Raw genomic sequence first — 16069 nt, forward strand, 5'->3', positions numbered from 1 at the left:
AGGGGACATTCCTTGCCCGTCGTTTGTAGTCATTTTTTATTAATTGATCGTTCAATATAAAAAGATAACACGAAAAGACGTTCAAGCGGAGCTTGAATCGCCTCCATATGTCATTTTGCTATAGTCGGTCGAGGAGGGGCGAAACCGAAGGGCCTGAGTCAGAGCGGAAGCAGGCCTGCTACGGTTGCCATTGGGTATCACTGCCGGAGAGTTTGCGGTTCAGGAAATAGGCGGCGCTGATCAGGGCCAGATGGGTCAGGGCCTGAGGAGTATTGCCCAGGTGACGTCCACGGGCGTCAAGCTCCTCGGCAAAGAGTCCTACAGGGCTTGCGTATTTCATGAGTTTTTCAAACTCCATATGCGCCTCGTCTATCCTGCCGGCCCGCGCCAGGCACTCCACATACCAGAATGAGCAGGCCGCAAAGGAGCCCTCTTCACCTGAGAGTCCATCGGACATTTCAGACTGATCGTAGCGCTTGACCATACCATCGCAGACCAGACGCTCCTTGATGGCATCTAGAGTTGCCAGCCATGCCGGGTCTGTTGCGCTGACAAAACGCAGCAAGGGCATCAGGAGAAGAGATGCGTCCAACGTATCCTGGCCCAGAATGGCTGTGAAATGACCTTTTTTCTTGTTCCAGAAGTGGGTCCAGATATCTTCCTGGATATCGCCCCGTGCCTTGAGCCATCGTTCATAGGGCATGGCAAGGGAACGCTTCTGTGCCAGGCGAATGGCTCGGTCAATGGCAACCCAGCACATCAAGCGCGAGTGTAGGAAGTGCTTGGGCTCATCACGAATTTCCCAGATGCCGGCATCCTTGGTCTGCCAATGATTGCAGACATAATCGATGATACTGACAACATGTTTCCAACCGCGGTGGGATATGGCCTGGCCGTACTTGTTTGACAGGTAGACGGCATCCATCAGCTCGCCATAGATGTCGAGCTGAACCTGTCCGAATGCATCGTTGCCGATACGCACAGGCTTTGCCCCGCCGTGGCCGCTCAGGTGGTCCAGTTCCTGTTCGGGCAGTTCCCGTCCACCATCGAGGCGATACATGATCTGAAGCTTTTGCGGCAGATCGCTGCTGCGCTCGATACAGTCGCCCACCCAGCTCATGAAGTGGTTGGCTTCGTCGGTGTATCCCAGGCGCATGAAAGCATAGACGGTAAACGAGGCGTCCCGTATCCAGGTAGCCCGGTAATCCCAATTTCGCTCGCCACCTGGTGTTTCCGGCAGGCTGAAGGTTGCCGCAGCAGCAATGGAACCGTGCTGCTGCGAGACCAGAAGCTTGAGCACCAGAGCCGAGCGCGAGACCATTTCCCGCCAGCGGCCGGTATAGTTGCTTTGACGAGCCCATCGCTGCCAGAACCTGAGTGTATGCTTCAGACAGAGATCAAGATCTTCTTCCATGACCTGTCGATCTTCGGCACAGCCAAAGACGAATGTCGCGCTTTCTCCTTCCTTGAGGGTGAAGTCCGCCACGGCCGTATTCCCGTCAAGCGTAAGCGTCTCGGAACCGGCCAAGCGCATGCTGCGCTGGCCCTCGGCCTGAAACACAATGCTGCCTTGCTCTACCGTAGCCCTGGTTTCAGCCCGGGCGTAATCAAGCCGCGGTGAACACTTCAGACAAATGCGCGAGTCGCCTTTAACGGCATAAACCCTCCGCACCAGGCGGGGCATGGTGTTCTCTTCCGTCAGGATGGGCATCCAGTCGGTCAACTCGACGGCGCCGTCGTCATCAAGCCAGCGGGTCTGCAAGACGTTACTGTCGGGGAGGTAGATCTGTTGCCGCCTGGCATTAGGGCGGTCGGGTGCAATCGTGAACAGTCCGGCCTCGTCACCATTGAGCAAGGCGGTAAAAACCGAGGGGCTATCTAGGTCAGGCCAGCAGAAATAGTCGATGCTGCCGTCATCGGCGACCAGCGCGCAGGTGCGCATGTCGCCGATGACTCCATGGGCATCGATGGACCGGATTCCGGCGTTGTGATCAACCATTGTCCTGGAATCCTGGATACAGACACATGCCACCATCGACAAAGAGGGTGGTACCTACCACATAGTCAGACAGGTCGGATGCCAGCCAGACGACGGCATTACCAATGTCCTCCACATCCCCGACACGCTTGTAGGGGATCAGCTTGAGCAACTCGCGGCGACCTTCCTCATTGCCAGTCACGTCTTCATTGATGGCCGTAGCGATAGCGCCGGGCGCAATACTATTGATGCGTATGCGCTTTTCAGCCACTTCCTGAGCCAGGGTCTTCATCATCAGGCTGACCCCACCCTTGGAGGCCGCGTAATTGACATGACCTGCCCACGGAATGACCTCATGTACCGAGCTCATGTGAATGATCTTGCCCGCCGCGCGTGACAGGTCGGTATTAACGCCTTGCTTCAGGAACTGCTGGATGGCGGCACGTGCGCACAGGAATTGGCCGGTCAGATTGGTCTGGATGACCATGTTCCAATCCTTGAGAGTCATCTCGTGGGAGGGTGCATCGCGCTGCAGCCCGGAGTTGGCGACCAGAATGTCCAGACGGCCAAAGGCTTCGATCGTCTTGGCAAAGAGCTGTTCGACGGCCTGTTCATCACCAACATCAGCACCCACGGCAATGGCCCGACCGCCGGCCGCCTTGATTTCATCCGCAAGCTGTTCAGCCGGCTCGGCATTGGAGTGGTAATTGATGACAACGGCTGCGCCTACCTGAGCCAAGGCCTTGGCTGATGCGGCGCCGATCCCTGAACTGCCGCCGGTGACCAGTGCAACCTGGCCATCGAGTGAAATTTTCATGGCAAACCCTCAAGCAATTCGGTGAAAAGTCCTTGTCACCTGACCGTTGGCAGCTTGCGAGAGTTCAGAGGGGTAAAGGGCTACCTGCCGACCCGCAAGCAGCCCTCCAGCAGATCAGCTGGGTTTGAGGGTATGCAAGTGGTCGCGTTTGGCGAGGGTAGGGAAGAGCTTGATCCAAAGGCCTGTCACGATCAGCGTTCCTGCGCCGCCCAGCACGACCGCTTGCACTGTGCCCAGCCAGGCTGCCGTTACACCGGACTCGAACTCGCCCAGTTGGTTTGAGGCACCGATGAACAGGCCGTTGACGGCACTGACGCGGCCGCGCATTTCATCCGGCGTCTCCAGTTGCACAAAGGCGCCGCGAATGACCATGCTGATCATGTCAGCCGCACCCAGAACCGCCAGCACGGCCAGGCTGAACCAGAACGAGGTGGAAAGACCAAAGGCGATGGTTGCCACGCCAAACACACCTACCGAGATAAACATAATGCGTCCGACGCTTCGCTCGATGGGAAAGCGCGCGAGCCAAAACGACATCAGCAGGGCGCCCACGGCGGGTGCTGAGCGCAACAGGCCCAGCCCCCATGGACCGGTCATCAGAATGTCCCGGGCAAACACGGGTAACAGTGCCGTTGCGCCGCCCAGCAGAACGGCAAAAAGATCCAGGGAGATAGCGCCGAAAATATCGCGGCGGCTGCGAATGAAGCGAATCCCGGCCAGTAGCGAATCCAGACTGGCCTTTTCCTTACGCGGTTGCTGTTCACGCGCAGGCAGGCTCAGCACGAGGAGAATTGCCACACCATACAGGGCCGTTGCCGGTGCATAGACCCAGAAGGCACCCAAGGCGTACAGAAAACCACCCAACGCTGGCGCCACGATTGTCGCACCCTGCATGGCGGAGGCCGAGGCCGCAACGGCCCGGGGAAATAGCGAAGCGGGGACGATGTTGGGCAAAAGCGCCTGGGTCGCTGGCATTTCGAAGGCCCGGCAGGTGCCCAGCATGAAGGCCAGGATAAAGATCAGCTCACGGGTCACGTTGTCGGTCAGGCTGCCATAGACCAGCACCAGTGCGGTAAGGGCCTGACCTGTCTGGCAGAGTGCGGCTACCTTACGTCGGTCGTAGCGGTCCGCCACATGCCCTGTATACAACATGAAGAACAGACGCGGCAGGAATTCCACCAGGCCGACCAGGCCCAGGTCGAGCACATTATGCGTCAGTGAATAGATGTGCCAGCCAATGGCTACGGTGAGCATCTGAAAGCTGCTGGCGGTACAGACGCGAGCAAACCAGAACGCCAGAAAGGGTCGATGATGACGCAAATATAAAGGGTCTGAGGTCATGATGGGGCTCTTCGAGAGGTCTCTCATCATAGCCTCGGCAAGCGTTTTTTGTGCACTGATCGAGATATATTCTGAAACAGTTGGTGGGTAACAAGTTGTGTGCGCCACCTTGACGCGCGACATCTGACCACGGACCCCACTGCGTTTTAGAGGTCTAGAATGAATCCAGACGTTGACCTACGTCAGAGCCTTGCGGCTTAAAATGCGATAGTCGGACCACCTTTCAAGCGTTCCGTTAGAACGAATTGAGCACGCAAGCGCTCGAAACATTGCCTTGTGATTTGCTTAACGTTATTGACCGCCTGCGTGATAAACGCACCGGCTGCCTGAAGAGGACCGCCTATGTTCGGCTTGGAGGCTCTGGATCTTGCGAGGATCCAGTTTGCATTCACCGTCTCGTTCCACATTATCTTCCCTGCCTTGTCTATCGGAATGGCGAGCTTTCTAGCCGTTCTCGAAGGACTGTGGCTCAAAACCAACGACTCTACCTATAAGGACCTGTACCACTTCTGGTTGAAGATCTTCGCGGTCTTCTTTGGAATGGGTGTAGTGTCCGGACTGGTCATGGCGTATGAGTTCGGTACCAACTGGAGCGGCTTTGTCGACTTCGCCGGTGCCGTAACGGGTCCGCTCTTGACCTACGAGGTGCTGACCGCCTTCTTTATCGAAGCGGGTTTCCTCGGGGTCATGCTGTTTGGCTGGAACCGCGTAGGACGTGGGTTGCACTTTTTGTCCACTATCATGGTGGCGATTGGCACCCTGATGTCCACGTTCTGGATTTTGTCCTCGAACAGCTGGATGCATACCCCGGCCGGTTACGAGATTGTCGATGGCCGCGTAGTGCCAGTCCATTGGCTGGAAGTAATCTTCAACCCGTCGTTCCCCTTCCGCTGGGCGCACATGACCATCGCGGCCTACCTGTCGGTGGCCTTCCTGGTCGGCGCATCGGCGGCCTGGCACCTGTTGCGTGGGAACAATAACCCGGCCATTCGCAAGATGTTCTCCATGGCCATGTGGATGGCCCTGTTCGTGGCGCCGATCCAGGCGTTCGTGGGGGATGCCCACGGTTTGAACACGCTGGAGCACCAGCCAGCCAAGATCGCGGCGATTGAAGGCCATTGGGAGAATCCGCCCGGTGAGGCAACGCCGTTGATTCTGTTCGGTCTGCCGGATATGGAGCGTGAGGAAACCCGCTTCAAGGTCGAGATCCCTGTGCTGGGCAGCTTGATCCTCACGCACAGCTTTACCGAGCAGATTCCCGCACTCAAGGACTTCCCGAAAGAGGATCGTCCGCCGGCGTATGTGGTGTTCTGGTCATTCCGCATCATGGTGGCTCTGGGGCTGCTCATGATTGCTGCCGGTGTGTGGAGCCTGTTCCTGCGCTGGAGACACAAGCTGTATGAAACCAAGGCCTTCCTGCGCCTGATCATGTGCATGGGGCCGGCTGGTCTCATCGCTCTGCTGGCAGGCTGGTTTACCACCGAAGTGGGCCGTCAGCCCTGGATCGTATATGGCCTCTTGCGTACCAAGGATGGTGTAGCCAACCACAGCGTGACGCAACTGAGCATTACCTTGGTCAGCTTCGTAATTGTGTATTTCGCGGTCTTTGGTATTGGTACGGTCTATGCGCTGCGCATGATTGGCAAGGGACCACATACCGGTGAAGGCGACCTTCCTACCCAGGGTGGACCGGGACACGATCGTCATCCGAAGCGCCCCCTTTCGGCTACTGATGAAGGTACCGAAAAGGCTCATTCCCATGATCAACTGACGGGGCACTGAACATGGCTTCTGGAATTGTTGGTATTGACCTCGCGCTGATCTGGGCGGTGGTCATCATTTTCAGCCTGATGATGTACGTAGTCATGGACGGCTTCGATCTGGGGATTGGCATTCTCTTCCCCTTCGTGAAGGGCAAGGAAGAACGCGATGTCATGATGAACACCGTGGCTCCGATCTGGGATGGCAACGAAACCTGGCTGGTGTTGGGAGGGGCCGGGTTGTACGGCGCCTTCCCGCTGGCATATGGCGTCATTCTGCCGGCCCTCTACCTGCCGCTGATCTTCATGTTGATCGGCCTGATCTTCCGTGGCGTAGCCTTTGAGTTCCGCTTCAAGGTGCAGGAAGGCAAGGAAGGGCTCTGGGACAAGTCCTTTATCTTCGGCTCGCTCTTGGCAACCTTCTGTCAGGGGGTCGCGCTGGGTGCCTTCATCGACGGCTTCCATGTGGAGAATCGTCAGTATGCCGGTGGCTCGCTGGACTGGCTGACGCCTTTTTCGGTGTTCTGTGGTTTTGGTCTGATCGCTGCCTACGCACTGCTGGGCAGTACTTGGCTGATCATGAAAACCGAAGGCCCGCTACAGGCTTCCATGCGTCGCATGACCAAGCCGCTGGTGCTGTTGCTGCTGCTGTTCATTGCAGCCGTCAGCCTGTGGACGCCGCTGTCCCATGACGCCATCTCCCAGCGCTGGTTCACCATGCCGAACCTGTTCTGGTTCCTGCCTGTGCCGATTCTCGTGCTGGTAACAGTCGTGTTCCTGCTGCGCGCGATCCTGAAGGAAGAGGCTCATGTATCTCCCTTCGTACTAACGCTGATCCTGATCTTCCTGGGCTATAGCGGCCTGGGCATCAGCCTGTGGCCGAATATCATCCCGCCGGCGATTTCTATCTGGGAAGCCTCCTCGCCACCGCAGAGCCAGCTGTTCCTGCTCATCGGTACGCTGTTCATCATCCCGATCACATTGATGTACACGGCGTGGGGCTACTACGTGTTCCGCGGTAAGGTTCGTACAGGCGAGGGGTATCATTGATCATGGCCGGCAAAGAGCGTGAACCCAATCCAGCTGACAACCAACCGCTGATCAAGCGTCTCGGCTGGATGGTCCTGATCTGGGCCTGCAGTATCGTGGCCCTGGGCATTGTGTCCTATGGGCTGCGGCTGGTCATGACTGCCGCCGGCCTTAAATCCTGATACATCAGACCCCGGCACTCGCCGGGGTCTTCTTTTGTCCGTTTCTCCAGGCAGATTGTCCGCTTGCACGGTAGGCTTTCATCTACGCTATCTGTCTTACCGTCTTGGAGACACGCCCATGGAAAGCAGACCCCCATTGCCACCCTTTACGCAGGAAACTGCACGCCAAAAGGTCCGAGCAGCGGAAGATGGCTGGAATGGCCGCGATCCCCACAAGGTTGCACTGGCCTATAGTAACGACAGCATCTGGCGTAACCGGGCCGAGTTCATCAAGGGACGCGAAGCCATCGTAGGTTTTCTTACGCGCAAGTGGCAACGCGAGCTCGACTACCGGCTGATCAAGGAGCTATGGGCCCATGATGGCAACCGGATCGCCGTACGCTTCGCCTATGAGTGGCATGACGATTCCGGCAACTGGTTTCGCGCCTATGGCAATGAGAACTGGGCGTTCAATGAGCAGGGGCTCATGGTGGAGCGGCATGCCAGCATCAACGATCTGCCGATCACCGAGGCCGAGCGCCTGTTCCGCTGGCCGCAGGGACGTCGACCGGATGATCATCCCGGGCTGAGCGAGCTGGGACTATAACGACGAATCACTAGGCGTTGCGGCTGCGCTTTCTTACACTGGCACCCTTTTGTAAGCAGCGAAGCCGCCCATGCCCGAAACATGCTCCCCTGAAGTCCTGCAAACCCTGCTTGATCGTGTTGCCCAGGAGGCACGGCAAGACATGGGCGAAGGCAAGGTTGCTGACTATATCCCGGCACTGGCCCAGGTAGAACCCGATCAATTCGGGATTGCTCTATGCGATGTAGAGGGTCGAGTCTTCCAGGCGGGGGCAGGGGATACACCGTTTTCCATCCAGTCCATTTCCAAGGTGCTCAACCTGGTCATTGCCATGCAGCGGCTGCCGGAAGAGGACATCTGGACGCGTGTAGGCCGGGAGCCCTCCGGTCAGGCGTTCAACTCCATCGTACAGCTGGAAGTGGAGCGGGGCGTCCCGCGCAATCCCTTCATCAATGCCGGTGCGTTGCTGGTAACTGATATCCTGGTGTCGCGCATCATGTCCATCCAATACCTGATGCGCGAACAGGCGCGGCGGTTAAGTGCCAATCCGACCATCAACTTCGATACGCGGGTGGCGCGTTCAGAGATGGATCACAAGGCGCGTAACGCTGCACTGGCCTACCTCATGAAGGCTTATGGAAACCTGCATGGCGAAGTAGATGAGGTGCTGGAAACCTATTTCCATGGCTGTGCGCTGTCCATGAGCTGTGTGGATGTAGCCCGCGCGTTCGCCTTTCTGGCTCACCGGGGCATCAATCCCCACGATGGGAGCGAGGTATTGTCGCCTCAGCAGACGCGGCAGCTCAACGCATTACTGTTGACGTGCGGCCTGTATGACGCCGCGGGGGATTTTGCCTGGCGCGTCGGGCTGCCCGGCAAGAGCGGAGTGGGTGGCGGTATTGTGGCCATCGTTCCCGGCCGCATGAGCATTTGCGTCTGGTCGCCCCGCCTGGACAGCTACGGCAATTCCGTTGCCGGTCTGCGTGCCCTGGAGCGACTCGTGGATGGCCTGGGTGTCGCTCCACTGGGCTAAAGGACCGGCGAGAACAGTCGGGCTACCCGCATGGCTGCCTTGTGCAGGCGCCGAACATTGGCATTGTCCTTGGGCGTCAGCTCGACCGACTTGGAGAAGTCGACTTCCAACATCGAGCGCACTTCCCAGGCGAAGTCAGTATCCACGGTCATGACCATGATCTCGAAATTCAGCCGGAACGAGCGATTATCCAAATTGGCGCTACCGATGGCGGAAACCTCTTCATCGATCAGCACCACCTTCTGATGCAGAAAGCCTGGTTGATAGCTGAAGACTCGAATGCCCGCATCCACCGCCTTGAAGGCATACAGGTAGGATGCGGCGTACACGACCTTGTGATCCGGGCGTGACGGCAGAAGGATGCGCACATCGACGCCGCGTAGAGCGGCCAGATGCAGTGCGGCTGAGACGGCCTCATCAGGGATGAAGTAGGGCGTTGTGATCCAGATTCGCCGCTGCGCCGAGTGAATCGCCTCAACAAAAAACAGCGAGCAGGTCTCCTGATCGTCCGCCGGACCGCTGGCAACCACCTGGCACAGCATGCCGCCATCCTCATAACGTTCAGGCAGCACCAGGGTTGGAAGCTTTTTGGTCACCCAGAACCAGTCCTGGGCAAAGGTTTCCTGCAGGGTCGCCAGAGCGGGCCCACGAATTTCGATATGGGTGTCGCGCCAGGGAGCCAACGGTGGCTTGTGCCCCAGGTATTCCTCACCCACGTTGTGTCCGCCGACAAATCCTACTTCACCATCCACCACAACGATCTTGCGGTGATTGCGGAAGTTGACCTGAAAGCGGTTGATCAGTCCTCGGCGGTTGCTGAATGCCTTGACCTGCACGCCTGCCTCACGAAGCTTTGACACGTAGCTCCGCGGCAGGGCATGGCTGCCAATGGCATCGTAAAGGAGAAACACCTCGACACCCTCCCTGGCCCGCTCGATCAGCGTGTTTTGCAGTGCCCGGCCAAGAGCGTCGTCATGAATGATGAAAAACTGCACCAGCACGACCTGCCGGGCTTCCCGAATAGCGCCCAGAATGGCGCTGAAGGTTTCCGATCCGTTGACGAGAAGACGCACCTTGTTGCTGGCTACACAGGGGGTGCGGGTCAGCGCCGTCATGGCTTTGAGCTTGCGGTTTGCCGCGCTGCATTGCTGAGCAGCCAGGGCCTCAGCAATCCACGGACGCCAGTTCAGCTCGGCAGCAACGCGGGCCATCTCTTCATCGGCCTGTCGGCGCGCCTTTACATAACCATCGAAACGACGCCGACCAAAAACCAGATAAGGCAACAGGCTCAGAAACGGCATAAAAACCAATGCAATGGCCCAAGCCATGGCGCCCTGAGCCGTACGAACGGTGATGACGGCATGGATAGCCGCCAAAACGCCGCAGACCTCTATCAAAATGGCAAAGATGTGAAGATCGAAAGGTAACCCTGGCACGTAAGATCCCATCCGGTGCGTATGTTCGTCCTGTCAGTAGGCAAAAGGCATCACCTAGCGCCTATCTTAAAACGGTGGCGACCCAGCCTAGGCGGAATCATCCAGTCTGGATACTGCTCTGAGGCACGTTACCCGCTATGCCAGCCTGCTTGAATAAGGTCTGGCATAGGGCATAGCATCACGCTCAGTTAGCTTCGACCGCACGCAGCACCACGAATTTCGGGGTGGCAGCAACCTGTTCGACGCGCTTGAACAGCCGCTTGAGCTTGAGGTGATAACCGAGGTGGCGATTGCCGACGATCCAGAGTTCACCCTGGCGGTCGAGAGCAGCACGCGCCTGTTGAAACATCCGCCAGGCCAGAAAGTCCCCCACCACCTGTTGCTGGTGAAACGGTGGGTTACACAGGACTACATCCAACGAGCGAGCCGGTTGGCTGGCCAGCCCATCATCGGCGCGCAACGTGACGGGACGATCACCCAGGGCGGCACGCCAGTTTTCATGTGCCGACTGGATCGCCATATAGGACTCATCTACCAGCGTGTACTGCGCTTGGGGATTGGTCAGTGCACTGGTGATGGCCAATACGCCATTGCCGCAGCCCAAGTCGGCCACGCGTGCATTGCCCAAGTCAGTAGGCAGATGTGGAAGAAAGGCGCGTGTCCCGATATCGAGCCCTTCTCGGCAGAACACGTTGGCGTGATTGATCAGTGTCAGCGCTGGGTCGTCCAGTCGGTAGCGGGTCGGGTAGGGTGAGGCTATCCGCTCCCTGGGTTCGGGTGTGGCAAACAGCAGGCGCGCCTTCTTGACTGCCAGCGATGCCTGGACACTGCCGATATGACGCTCCAGCAGATCTCCTGCCGCACGCGGCAGATGCTTGATCATGGCTGCTGCGATGACTCGCGCACCCGGTGCCAGCTGATCATGCAGGCGAATCAGCTGCTCCTCCAGCAAGGCCAGGGTTTTTGGAATACGGATCAGCACCAGGTCAAAGGGGCCTTTAACCGGCTCGCTGGATGGCACGAATAGCACCCGACCATCACGTCCGTTGCGCTGCAGGTTATCGTTAAGCGCGAGGGCTGCAAGGTGGGAATCTCCACTGGAAACAACGTGACCCTGATCAGCCAGGCTTGCTGCCAGGGCGCCGAAGCTATCGTTTAACACCAGAATTCGGGCGTTGTCTGGCAGGCCCTGTTCGGCCAGATGATTAAGCAGGTATTCATCCGCCGCATCGAAAGCCTGTAACGGATCGTCCCGGCGGGGTGGCTGGCGGTGCAGGTCAAGCTGGGCAAAGGGTGTGGACAGTAGAACCATGGCAGAAGATCGGAGCTGACGACAAAGGCGTCAGTGTAGGGGAGCGGCATTGCTTATGCTGCTCTTTTCTCTGGATGCCGGCTGAACGCGCCGGGCGTCTGGCGGGTCGAACAGACGTTTTGCGGGCTCAGGATGACAGGTCAGCCCGCGTTTACCACCCCTCAGGAGGCATCATGGTGGCTAACCCATTCGATTTGTCAGGCAAGGTCGCGATCATCACCGGGTGTGATGCCGGATTGGGAAGGAGCATGTGTGTAGCTCTGGCCAGTGCCGGTTGCGATATTGTTGGGGTCAGCCGGCGCGAACCCCATGACACCCAGGGTGAGGTAGAGGCCAAGGGCCGACGATTCGTGAGCATTCGGGCAGATCTCAGCGCCACGGATGCGGTGCCCTTTATTGTGGATGAGGCGCTACAGGCTTTTGGTCGTATCGATATCCTGGTCAACAATGCCGGAACGATCCGGCGTGAGGATGCACTGAATTTCACCGAAAAAGATTGGGATGATGTCATGGGCGTCAACCTCAAGACGGTGTTCTTTCTTTCTCAAGCCGTGGCGCGTCAATTCATAGCGCAGCAGGACGGCGGCAAAATCATCAATATCGCTTCGATGCTGTCTTTCCAGGGCGGCATCCGTGTCCCATCCTACACAGCCTCCAAGAGTGGCTTGATGGGGCTGACCAAGGCGCTGGCCAACGAGTGGGCCAAGCACGGTATCAACGTCAATGGCATTGCGCCCGGCTATATGGCAACGAACAACACGGCAGCCTTGCGTGCCGATGAGCAGCGCAACGCAGAAATCCTGGGACGCATTCCGGCAGGTCGCTGGGGCGAGCCAATCGACCTGGCAGGGCCTGTGGTGTTTCTGGCGTCGTCTGCCTCGGATTATGTCCACGGTCATACTCTGGCCGTGGACGGTGGTTGGCTGGCGCGTTAGTCCGGCCGGTTACACCTACAGTTTGTCCGTTGAAAACCAGTGCCGGGCTTGTTTTCATGACGGCCTGATATCGGCCCGGAAAACGAGGTAGCCCAGCATGACCGCCAGTGACGAGAAATACACCCGGCAGACCATTACGGAGGTGTGGCCCTGGGCCGATAACCTGTTCAGCCTGCGTACGACGCGTGATCCGCGCTTTCGCTTCAGTGCCGGCCAGTTTGCCCGCCTGGGTGTCGAAAAGGCAGACGGCGAAATCGTCTGGCGTGCCTATTCAATGGTCTCCGCGCCTCATGACGAATTTCTGGAATTCTTTTCCATTGTCGTGCCTGGCGGAGCCTTTACCAGCGAGCTGAGTCGCCTCAAGCTCGGTGATACGTTGCTGGTGGAAAAGCAGCCCTATGGGTATCTCACCCTGGAGCGCTTTACCGGCGGACGCGATTTATGGCTGTTATCCACCGGTACGGGATTGGCACCGTTTCTGTCCATGCTTCAGGAGCCGGATGTCTGGCAGCGGTATGAGCGTATCGTGCTGGTGTATAGCGTCCGGGAAGCAAAGGACCTGGCCTATCAGGAAATGATTAAGGGGCTGGCGGAGTTGGAGTACCTGGAAGGGGTTGCACAGAAGCTGATCTATATTCCTGTTGTAACCCGTGAGGATCATCCCGGCGCGCTGAGGGGGCGAATCACGACCCTGATCGAAAACGGTGAGCTGGAGAAGGCCGCAGGGCTTGAGCTTTCAACAGAGCACTCCCGCATCCTGATCTGTGGTAATCCTGAAATGGTGGATGACACGCGAGCCGTGCTCAAGGCACGTGATTTCCAGCTGGCCCTGACGCGCCGGCCTGGACAGATCGCGGTAGAAAATTACTGGTAAAAGATGCGGATGGGGCCCGCAAGGGCCCTATTTGTAGCAAACAGTCACGAAGAGGTCGGAGGGTCATTACGGGTGACGGTGGCCTCAGGCTTCTGGCTTTGTTCCTTGAGCAGGTCGCGAATTTCAGTCAGCAGTACTTGATCCTTGGTAGGGCCGGCCGCTGCCTTCTTTTCCTCATGCAGGCGCAGTCGATTCAGAACCTTGATGGCGCTGAAAATGGCGAATGCAATGATGATGAAGTCGAAGATCGATTGCAGGAACTTGCCGTAAGATAGCAGCACTGCCGGTTTATCGCCTTGGGCAGCCTGCAGCGTAATGGCGAGGTGCGAAAAGTCCACGCCACCCAAAAGAATCCCGAGAGGCGGGGTGATCACATCGGCAACGAATGACGACACGATCTTGCCGAAAGCGCCGCCAATGATGATACCAACAGCCAGATCGACGACGTTGCCCCTCATGGCGAACGATTTGAATTCGCTGAAAAAGCTCATAAGCACTCCTTTTGCGGTGGAATGGTAGTGACGCCATCACTAACGTCTCGGGCACTTTGAACCGCAAAAACGTCTCGTTGTTTCGAAATGCTTCCTGAAAAAGTGTGCTGCCTCTCGTTGCTGCACTTTGCCGAACGGCTGCGGTCCACCATATGGATGGGCTGAAAGGCTCAAGATATTCAACCTGCCTCAGGAGGTCACACATGGTTGCCGAGCACAACTTGCACAAGGATTTTCCAGACAAGGTTCAGAAGTTTGAAGAGCTGCGCCAGAACAATCCAGAATTTGCCAAGCTGATCGAGCAATACGATGCGCTGGATCAGGAGATCCTGGAAATCGAAGGGATGGTCGAGAACAGTGGTGATGAGGAGTTGAATCGATGCCGACGAGAACGCGTCGTGATCAAGGACAAGATCGCACGCGAGCTGCAAGGTAGCTGATCAGCTCTAGGCCGCTGCCCCTGCGTAGCGGCCATAACTTAAAACGCTTGGCTTGGGTATTGATTCTGCTAATAGCGGAACAAAAGGTATTCAATTTAGCGAAGCGGTCCGGGTTCCTTACTCTTTACATGCTTGGAACAGAGCACTTAAAAAAGAGAGGAACCCAACAATGTCCATTCGGACCTTTTCCGGATATGCCCTGAATCTGCTTGCAGCGGGCATCCTGTCTGCCACAGTCGCTTCGGCGGCCTATGCAGGTACCCTGACGCGTGACAACGGTGCGCCAGTCGGAGACAACCAGAACTCCCAGACCGCTGGAGCCACAGGCCCGACACTCCTGCAGGACGTGCAACTGGTACAAAAGCTTCAGCGCTTTGACCGTGAGCGTATTCCAGAGCGTGTCGTTCACGCGCGTGGCGCGGGTGCCCACGGAGAGTTCGTCGCCTCGGCCGACGTTTCTGACCTGACCAAGGCCAAGGTTTTCCGCCCAGGCGAGAAAACGCCGGTCTTCGTACGTTTCTCTGCGGTGATCCATGGTAATCACTCACCGGAAACCCTGCGCGACCCGCGCGGCTTTGCCACCAAGTTCTATACTGCTGACGGCAACTGGGATCTGGTAGGCAACAACTTCCCAACATTCTTCATCCGTGACGCCATCAAGTTCCCGGACATGGTTCATGCGTTCAAGCCTGACCCACGTACCAACCTGGATGACCCGCGTCGTACGTTCGACTTCTTCTCTCACATTCCGGAAGCGACCCGTACCCTGACCGAGCTGTACTCCAATGAAGGTACACCGGCCAGCTACCGCACCATGGATGGCAATGGCGTACATGCCTACAAGTTCGTCAATGCCAAGGGTGAAGTTCACTATGTGAAGTTCCATTGGAAGAGCTTGCAGTCCGGCAAGAAGAACCTGGATCCGAAGGAAGTGGCCGAAGTTCAGAGCAAGGACTACAGCCATCTGACCCGCGATCTGGCCAACGCCATCGACAAGGGCGACTACCCGAAGTGGGACCTGTATGTTCAGGTGCTCAACCCGGAAGATCTGCCCAAGTTCGACTTTGACCCGCTGGATGCCACCAAGATCTGGCCGGGCGTGCCCGAGCGCAAGATCGGCCAGATGGTCCTGAACAAGAACCCGGACAACTTCTTCCAGGAAACCGAGCAGGTTGCCATGGCGCCTGCCAACGTTGTGCCTGGCATTGAGCCCTCCGAGGATCGTCTGCTTCAGGGTCGTGTGTTCTCCTACGCCGATACGCAGCTCTATCGCGTGGGCACCAATGGTCTGCAGCTGCCGATCAACAAGCCTCACGTAGAGGTGAACAACGGCAACCAGGACGGAGCGATGAACATCGGCCACACGGCGACCTCCGTGAACTACCAGCCGAGCCGCCTGCAGCCGCGTGAGGAAGACACTTCCGCACGTTACAGCCAGCTGCCGCTGTCCGGTACGACCCAGCAGGCCAAGATCCAGCGCGAGCAGAACTTCAAGCAGGCGGGTGATCTGTATCGCTCCTACAGCAAGAAGGAGCGTCAGGACCTGATCGAAAGCCTGGGCGGTGATCTGCGTGTTGTGGATGACGAAAGCAAAAACATGATGCTGGCGTACTTCTACAAGGCTGACGCGGAATATGGCGAAGGCTTGACCAAGGTGGCCAAAGGCGACCTCAAGCGCGTCAAGGAAGTGGCCGCGACCCTCAAGGACTGATGTCCTCCGGGCAGGCTAGTCCTGCCCGTGCTCCCTTGTCGGCTTGCCTGCCTGGATAGGCAAGCCCGACAAATTGCCTGGCGAGTGTTCATGCCAGCCGGGTAACCATAGACAGTGCACAAGCCAGATCATGCCCAATGCCGCTCGCGCACGGGCAGCCCTGAC

At 57.7% G+C, this 16069-nt stretch carries 15 protein-coding genes; 9 read left to right on the forward strand and 6 right to left on the reverse strand.

All coding sequences use genetic code 11. The features are described from left to right. Window positions 1-178 precede the first annotated feature (178 nt). The 3 genes from PLU01S_RS05990 to PLU01S_RS06000 all read right to left on the reverse strand — a co-directional run bounded on the left by PLU01S_RS05990 (window position 179) and on the right by PLU01S_RS06000 (window position 4136). Window positions 179-1999, reverse strand: a complete 1821-nt coding sequence (locus PLU01S_RS05990) for a glycoside hydrolase family 15 protein (RefSeq protein WP_074822949.1) — start codon at window positions 1997-1999, stop codon at window positions 179-181. Then, complete coding sequence (locus PLU01S_RS05995) at window positions 1992-2795, reverse strand: SDR family oxidoreductase (protein ID WP_074822946.1); 804 nt, start codon at window positions 2793-2795, stop codon at window positions 1992-1994. The genes PLU01S_RS05990 and PLU01S_RS05995 overlap by 8 nt, the downstream gene beginning before the upstream one ends. A 114-nt stretch (window positions 2796-2909) precedes the next feature. After that, window positions 2910-4136 carry an MFS transporter gene (locus PLU01S_RS06000; protein ID WP_074822944.1) on the reverse strand — a complete coding sequence of 409 codons (1227 nt, stop codon included), beginning with the start codon at window positions 4134-4136 and terminating at the stop codon, window positions 2910-2912. Between the two features lie 342 nt (window positions 4137-4478). Here PLU01S_RS06000 and PLU01S_RS06005 point away from each other — a divergent pair, with 342 nt between their 5' ends. The 5 genes from PLU01S_RS06005 to glsB all read left to right on the forward strand — a co-directional run bounded on the left by PLU01S_RS06005 (window position 4479) and on the right by glsB (window position 8705). Continuing rightward, window positions 4479-5918: a cytochrome ubiquinol oxidase subunit I gene (locus PLU01S_RS06005; RefSeq protein WP_010797143.1), complete on the forward strand. Its 1440-nt coding sequence runs from the start codon at window positions 4479-4481 to the stop codon at window positions 5916-5918. Window positions 5919-5920: 2 nt separating this feature from the next. Beyond that, window positions 5921-6946: a cytochrome d ubiquinol oxidase subunit II gene (cydB, locus tag PLU01S_RS06010; protein ID WP_074822941.1), complete on the forward strand. Its 1026-nt coding sequence runs from the start codon at window positions 5921-5923 to the stop codon at window positions 6944-6946. A 2-nt stretch (window positions 6947-6948) separates the two neighbouring features. Next, on the forward strand, window positions 6949-7107 hold the full coding sequence (locus tag PLU01S_RS06015; protein ID WP_010797145.1) for a DUF2474 domain-containing protein: 159 nt from the start codon (window positions 6949-6951) through the stop codon (window positions 7105-7107). Between the two features lie 118 nt (window positions 7108-7225). Continuing rightward, the gene (locus tag PLU01S_RS06020) at window positions 7226-7693 is read left to right on the forward strand and encodes a nuclear transport factor 2 family protein (protein ID WP_074822938.1); all 468 of its coding nucleotides are present in this window, start codon (window positions 7226-7228) and stop codon (window positions 7691-7693) included. 97 nt (window positions 7694-7790) lie between these two features. Then, the gene (glsB, locus tag PLU01S_RS06025; protein WP_371106380.1) at window positions 7791-8705 is read left to right on the forward strand and encodes a glutaminase B; all 915 of its coding nucleotides are present in this window, start codon (window positions 7791-7793) and stop codon (window positions 8703-8705) included. Here the strand turns inward: glsB and cls are convergent. Both cls and PLU01S_RS06035 read right to left on the reverse strand, forming a co-directional pair. Next, complete coding sequence (gene cls, locus PLU01S_RS06030) at window positions 8702-10141, reverse strand: cardiolipin synthase (RefSeq protein ID WP_083397843.1); 1440 nt, start codon at window positions 10139-10141, stop codon at window positions 8702-8704. The genes glsB and cls overlap by 4 nt on opposite strands. Before the next feature lie 184 nt (window positions 10142-10325). Beyond that, entirely contained in the window at window positions 10326-11453 is a 1128-nt protein-coding gene (locus PLU01S_RS06035) for a methyltransferase (protein ID WP_074822933.1), read from the reverse strand. 173 nt (window positions 11454-11626) lie between these two features. Here PLU01S_RS06035 and kduD point away from each other — a divergent pair, with 173 nt between their 5' ends. Together kduD and PLU01S_RS06045 are read left to right on the forward strand one after the other, a co-directional pair. Beyond that, complete coding sequence (gene kduD / locus PLU01S_RS06040; protein WP_074822930.1) at window positions 11627-12388, forward strand: 2-dehydro-3-deoxy-D-gluconate 5-dehydrogenase KduD; 762 nt, start codon at window positions 11627-11629, stop codon at window positions 12386-12388. Between the two features lie 97 nt (window positions 12389-12485). After that, window positions 12486-13262, forward strand: coding sequence for a ferredoxin--NADP reductase (locus PLU01S_RS06045; RefSeq protein WP_074822927.1), 777 nt, complete (start codon window positions 12486-12488; stop codon window positions 13260-13262). Window positions 13263-13306: 44 nt separating this feature from the next. Here the strand turns inward: PLU01S_RS06045 and mscL are convergent, their stop codons facing one another. Further along, window positions 13307-13753, reverse strand: coding sequence for a large-conductance mechanosensitive channel protein MscL (mscL, locus tag PLU01S_RS06050; RefSeq protein ID WP_010797152.1), 447 nt, complete (start codon window positions 13751-13753; stop codon window positions 13307-13309). A 203-nt stretch (window positions 13754-13956) separates the two neighbouring features. On the opposite strand from mscL, the gene PLU01S_RS06055 reads away from it, so the two are divergent. Both PLU01S_RS06055 and PLU01S_RS06060 read left to right on the forward strand, forming a co-directional pair. Beyond that, window positions 13957-14193, forward strand: coding sequence for an HP1242/YdcH family protein (locus tag PLU01S_RS06055; protein ID WP_010797153.1), 237 nt, complete (start codon window positions 13957-13959; stop codon window positions 14191-14193). A gap of 169 nt (window positions 14194-14362) precedes the next feature. Further along, window positions 14363-15904 carry a catalase gene (locus PLU01S_RS06060; RefSeq protein WP_010797154.1) on the forward strand — a complete coding sequence of 514 codons (1542 nt, stop codon included), beginning with the start codon at window positions 14363-14365 and terminating at the stop codon, window positions 15902-15904. The last annotated feature ends 165 nt before the right edge of the window (window positions 15905-16069 follow it).

The organism is Pseudomonas luteola NBRC 103146 (assembly GCF_002091675.1).
Classification (GTDB): Bacteria; Pseudomonadota; Gammaproteobacteria; order Pseudomonadales; family Pseudomonadaceae; genus Chryseomonas; species Chryseomonas luteola.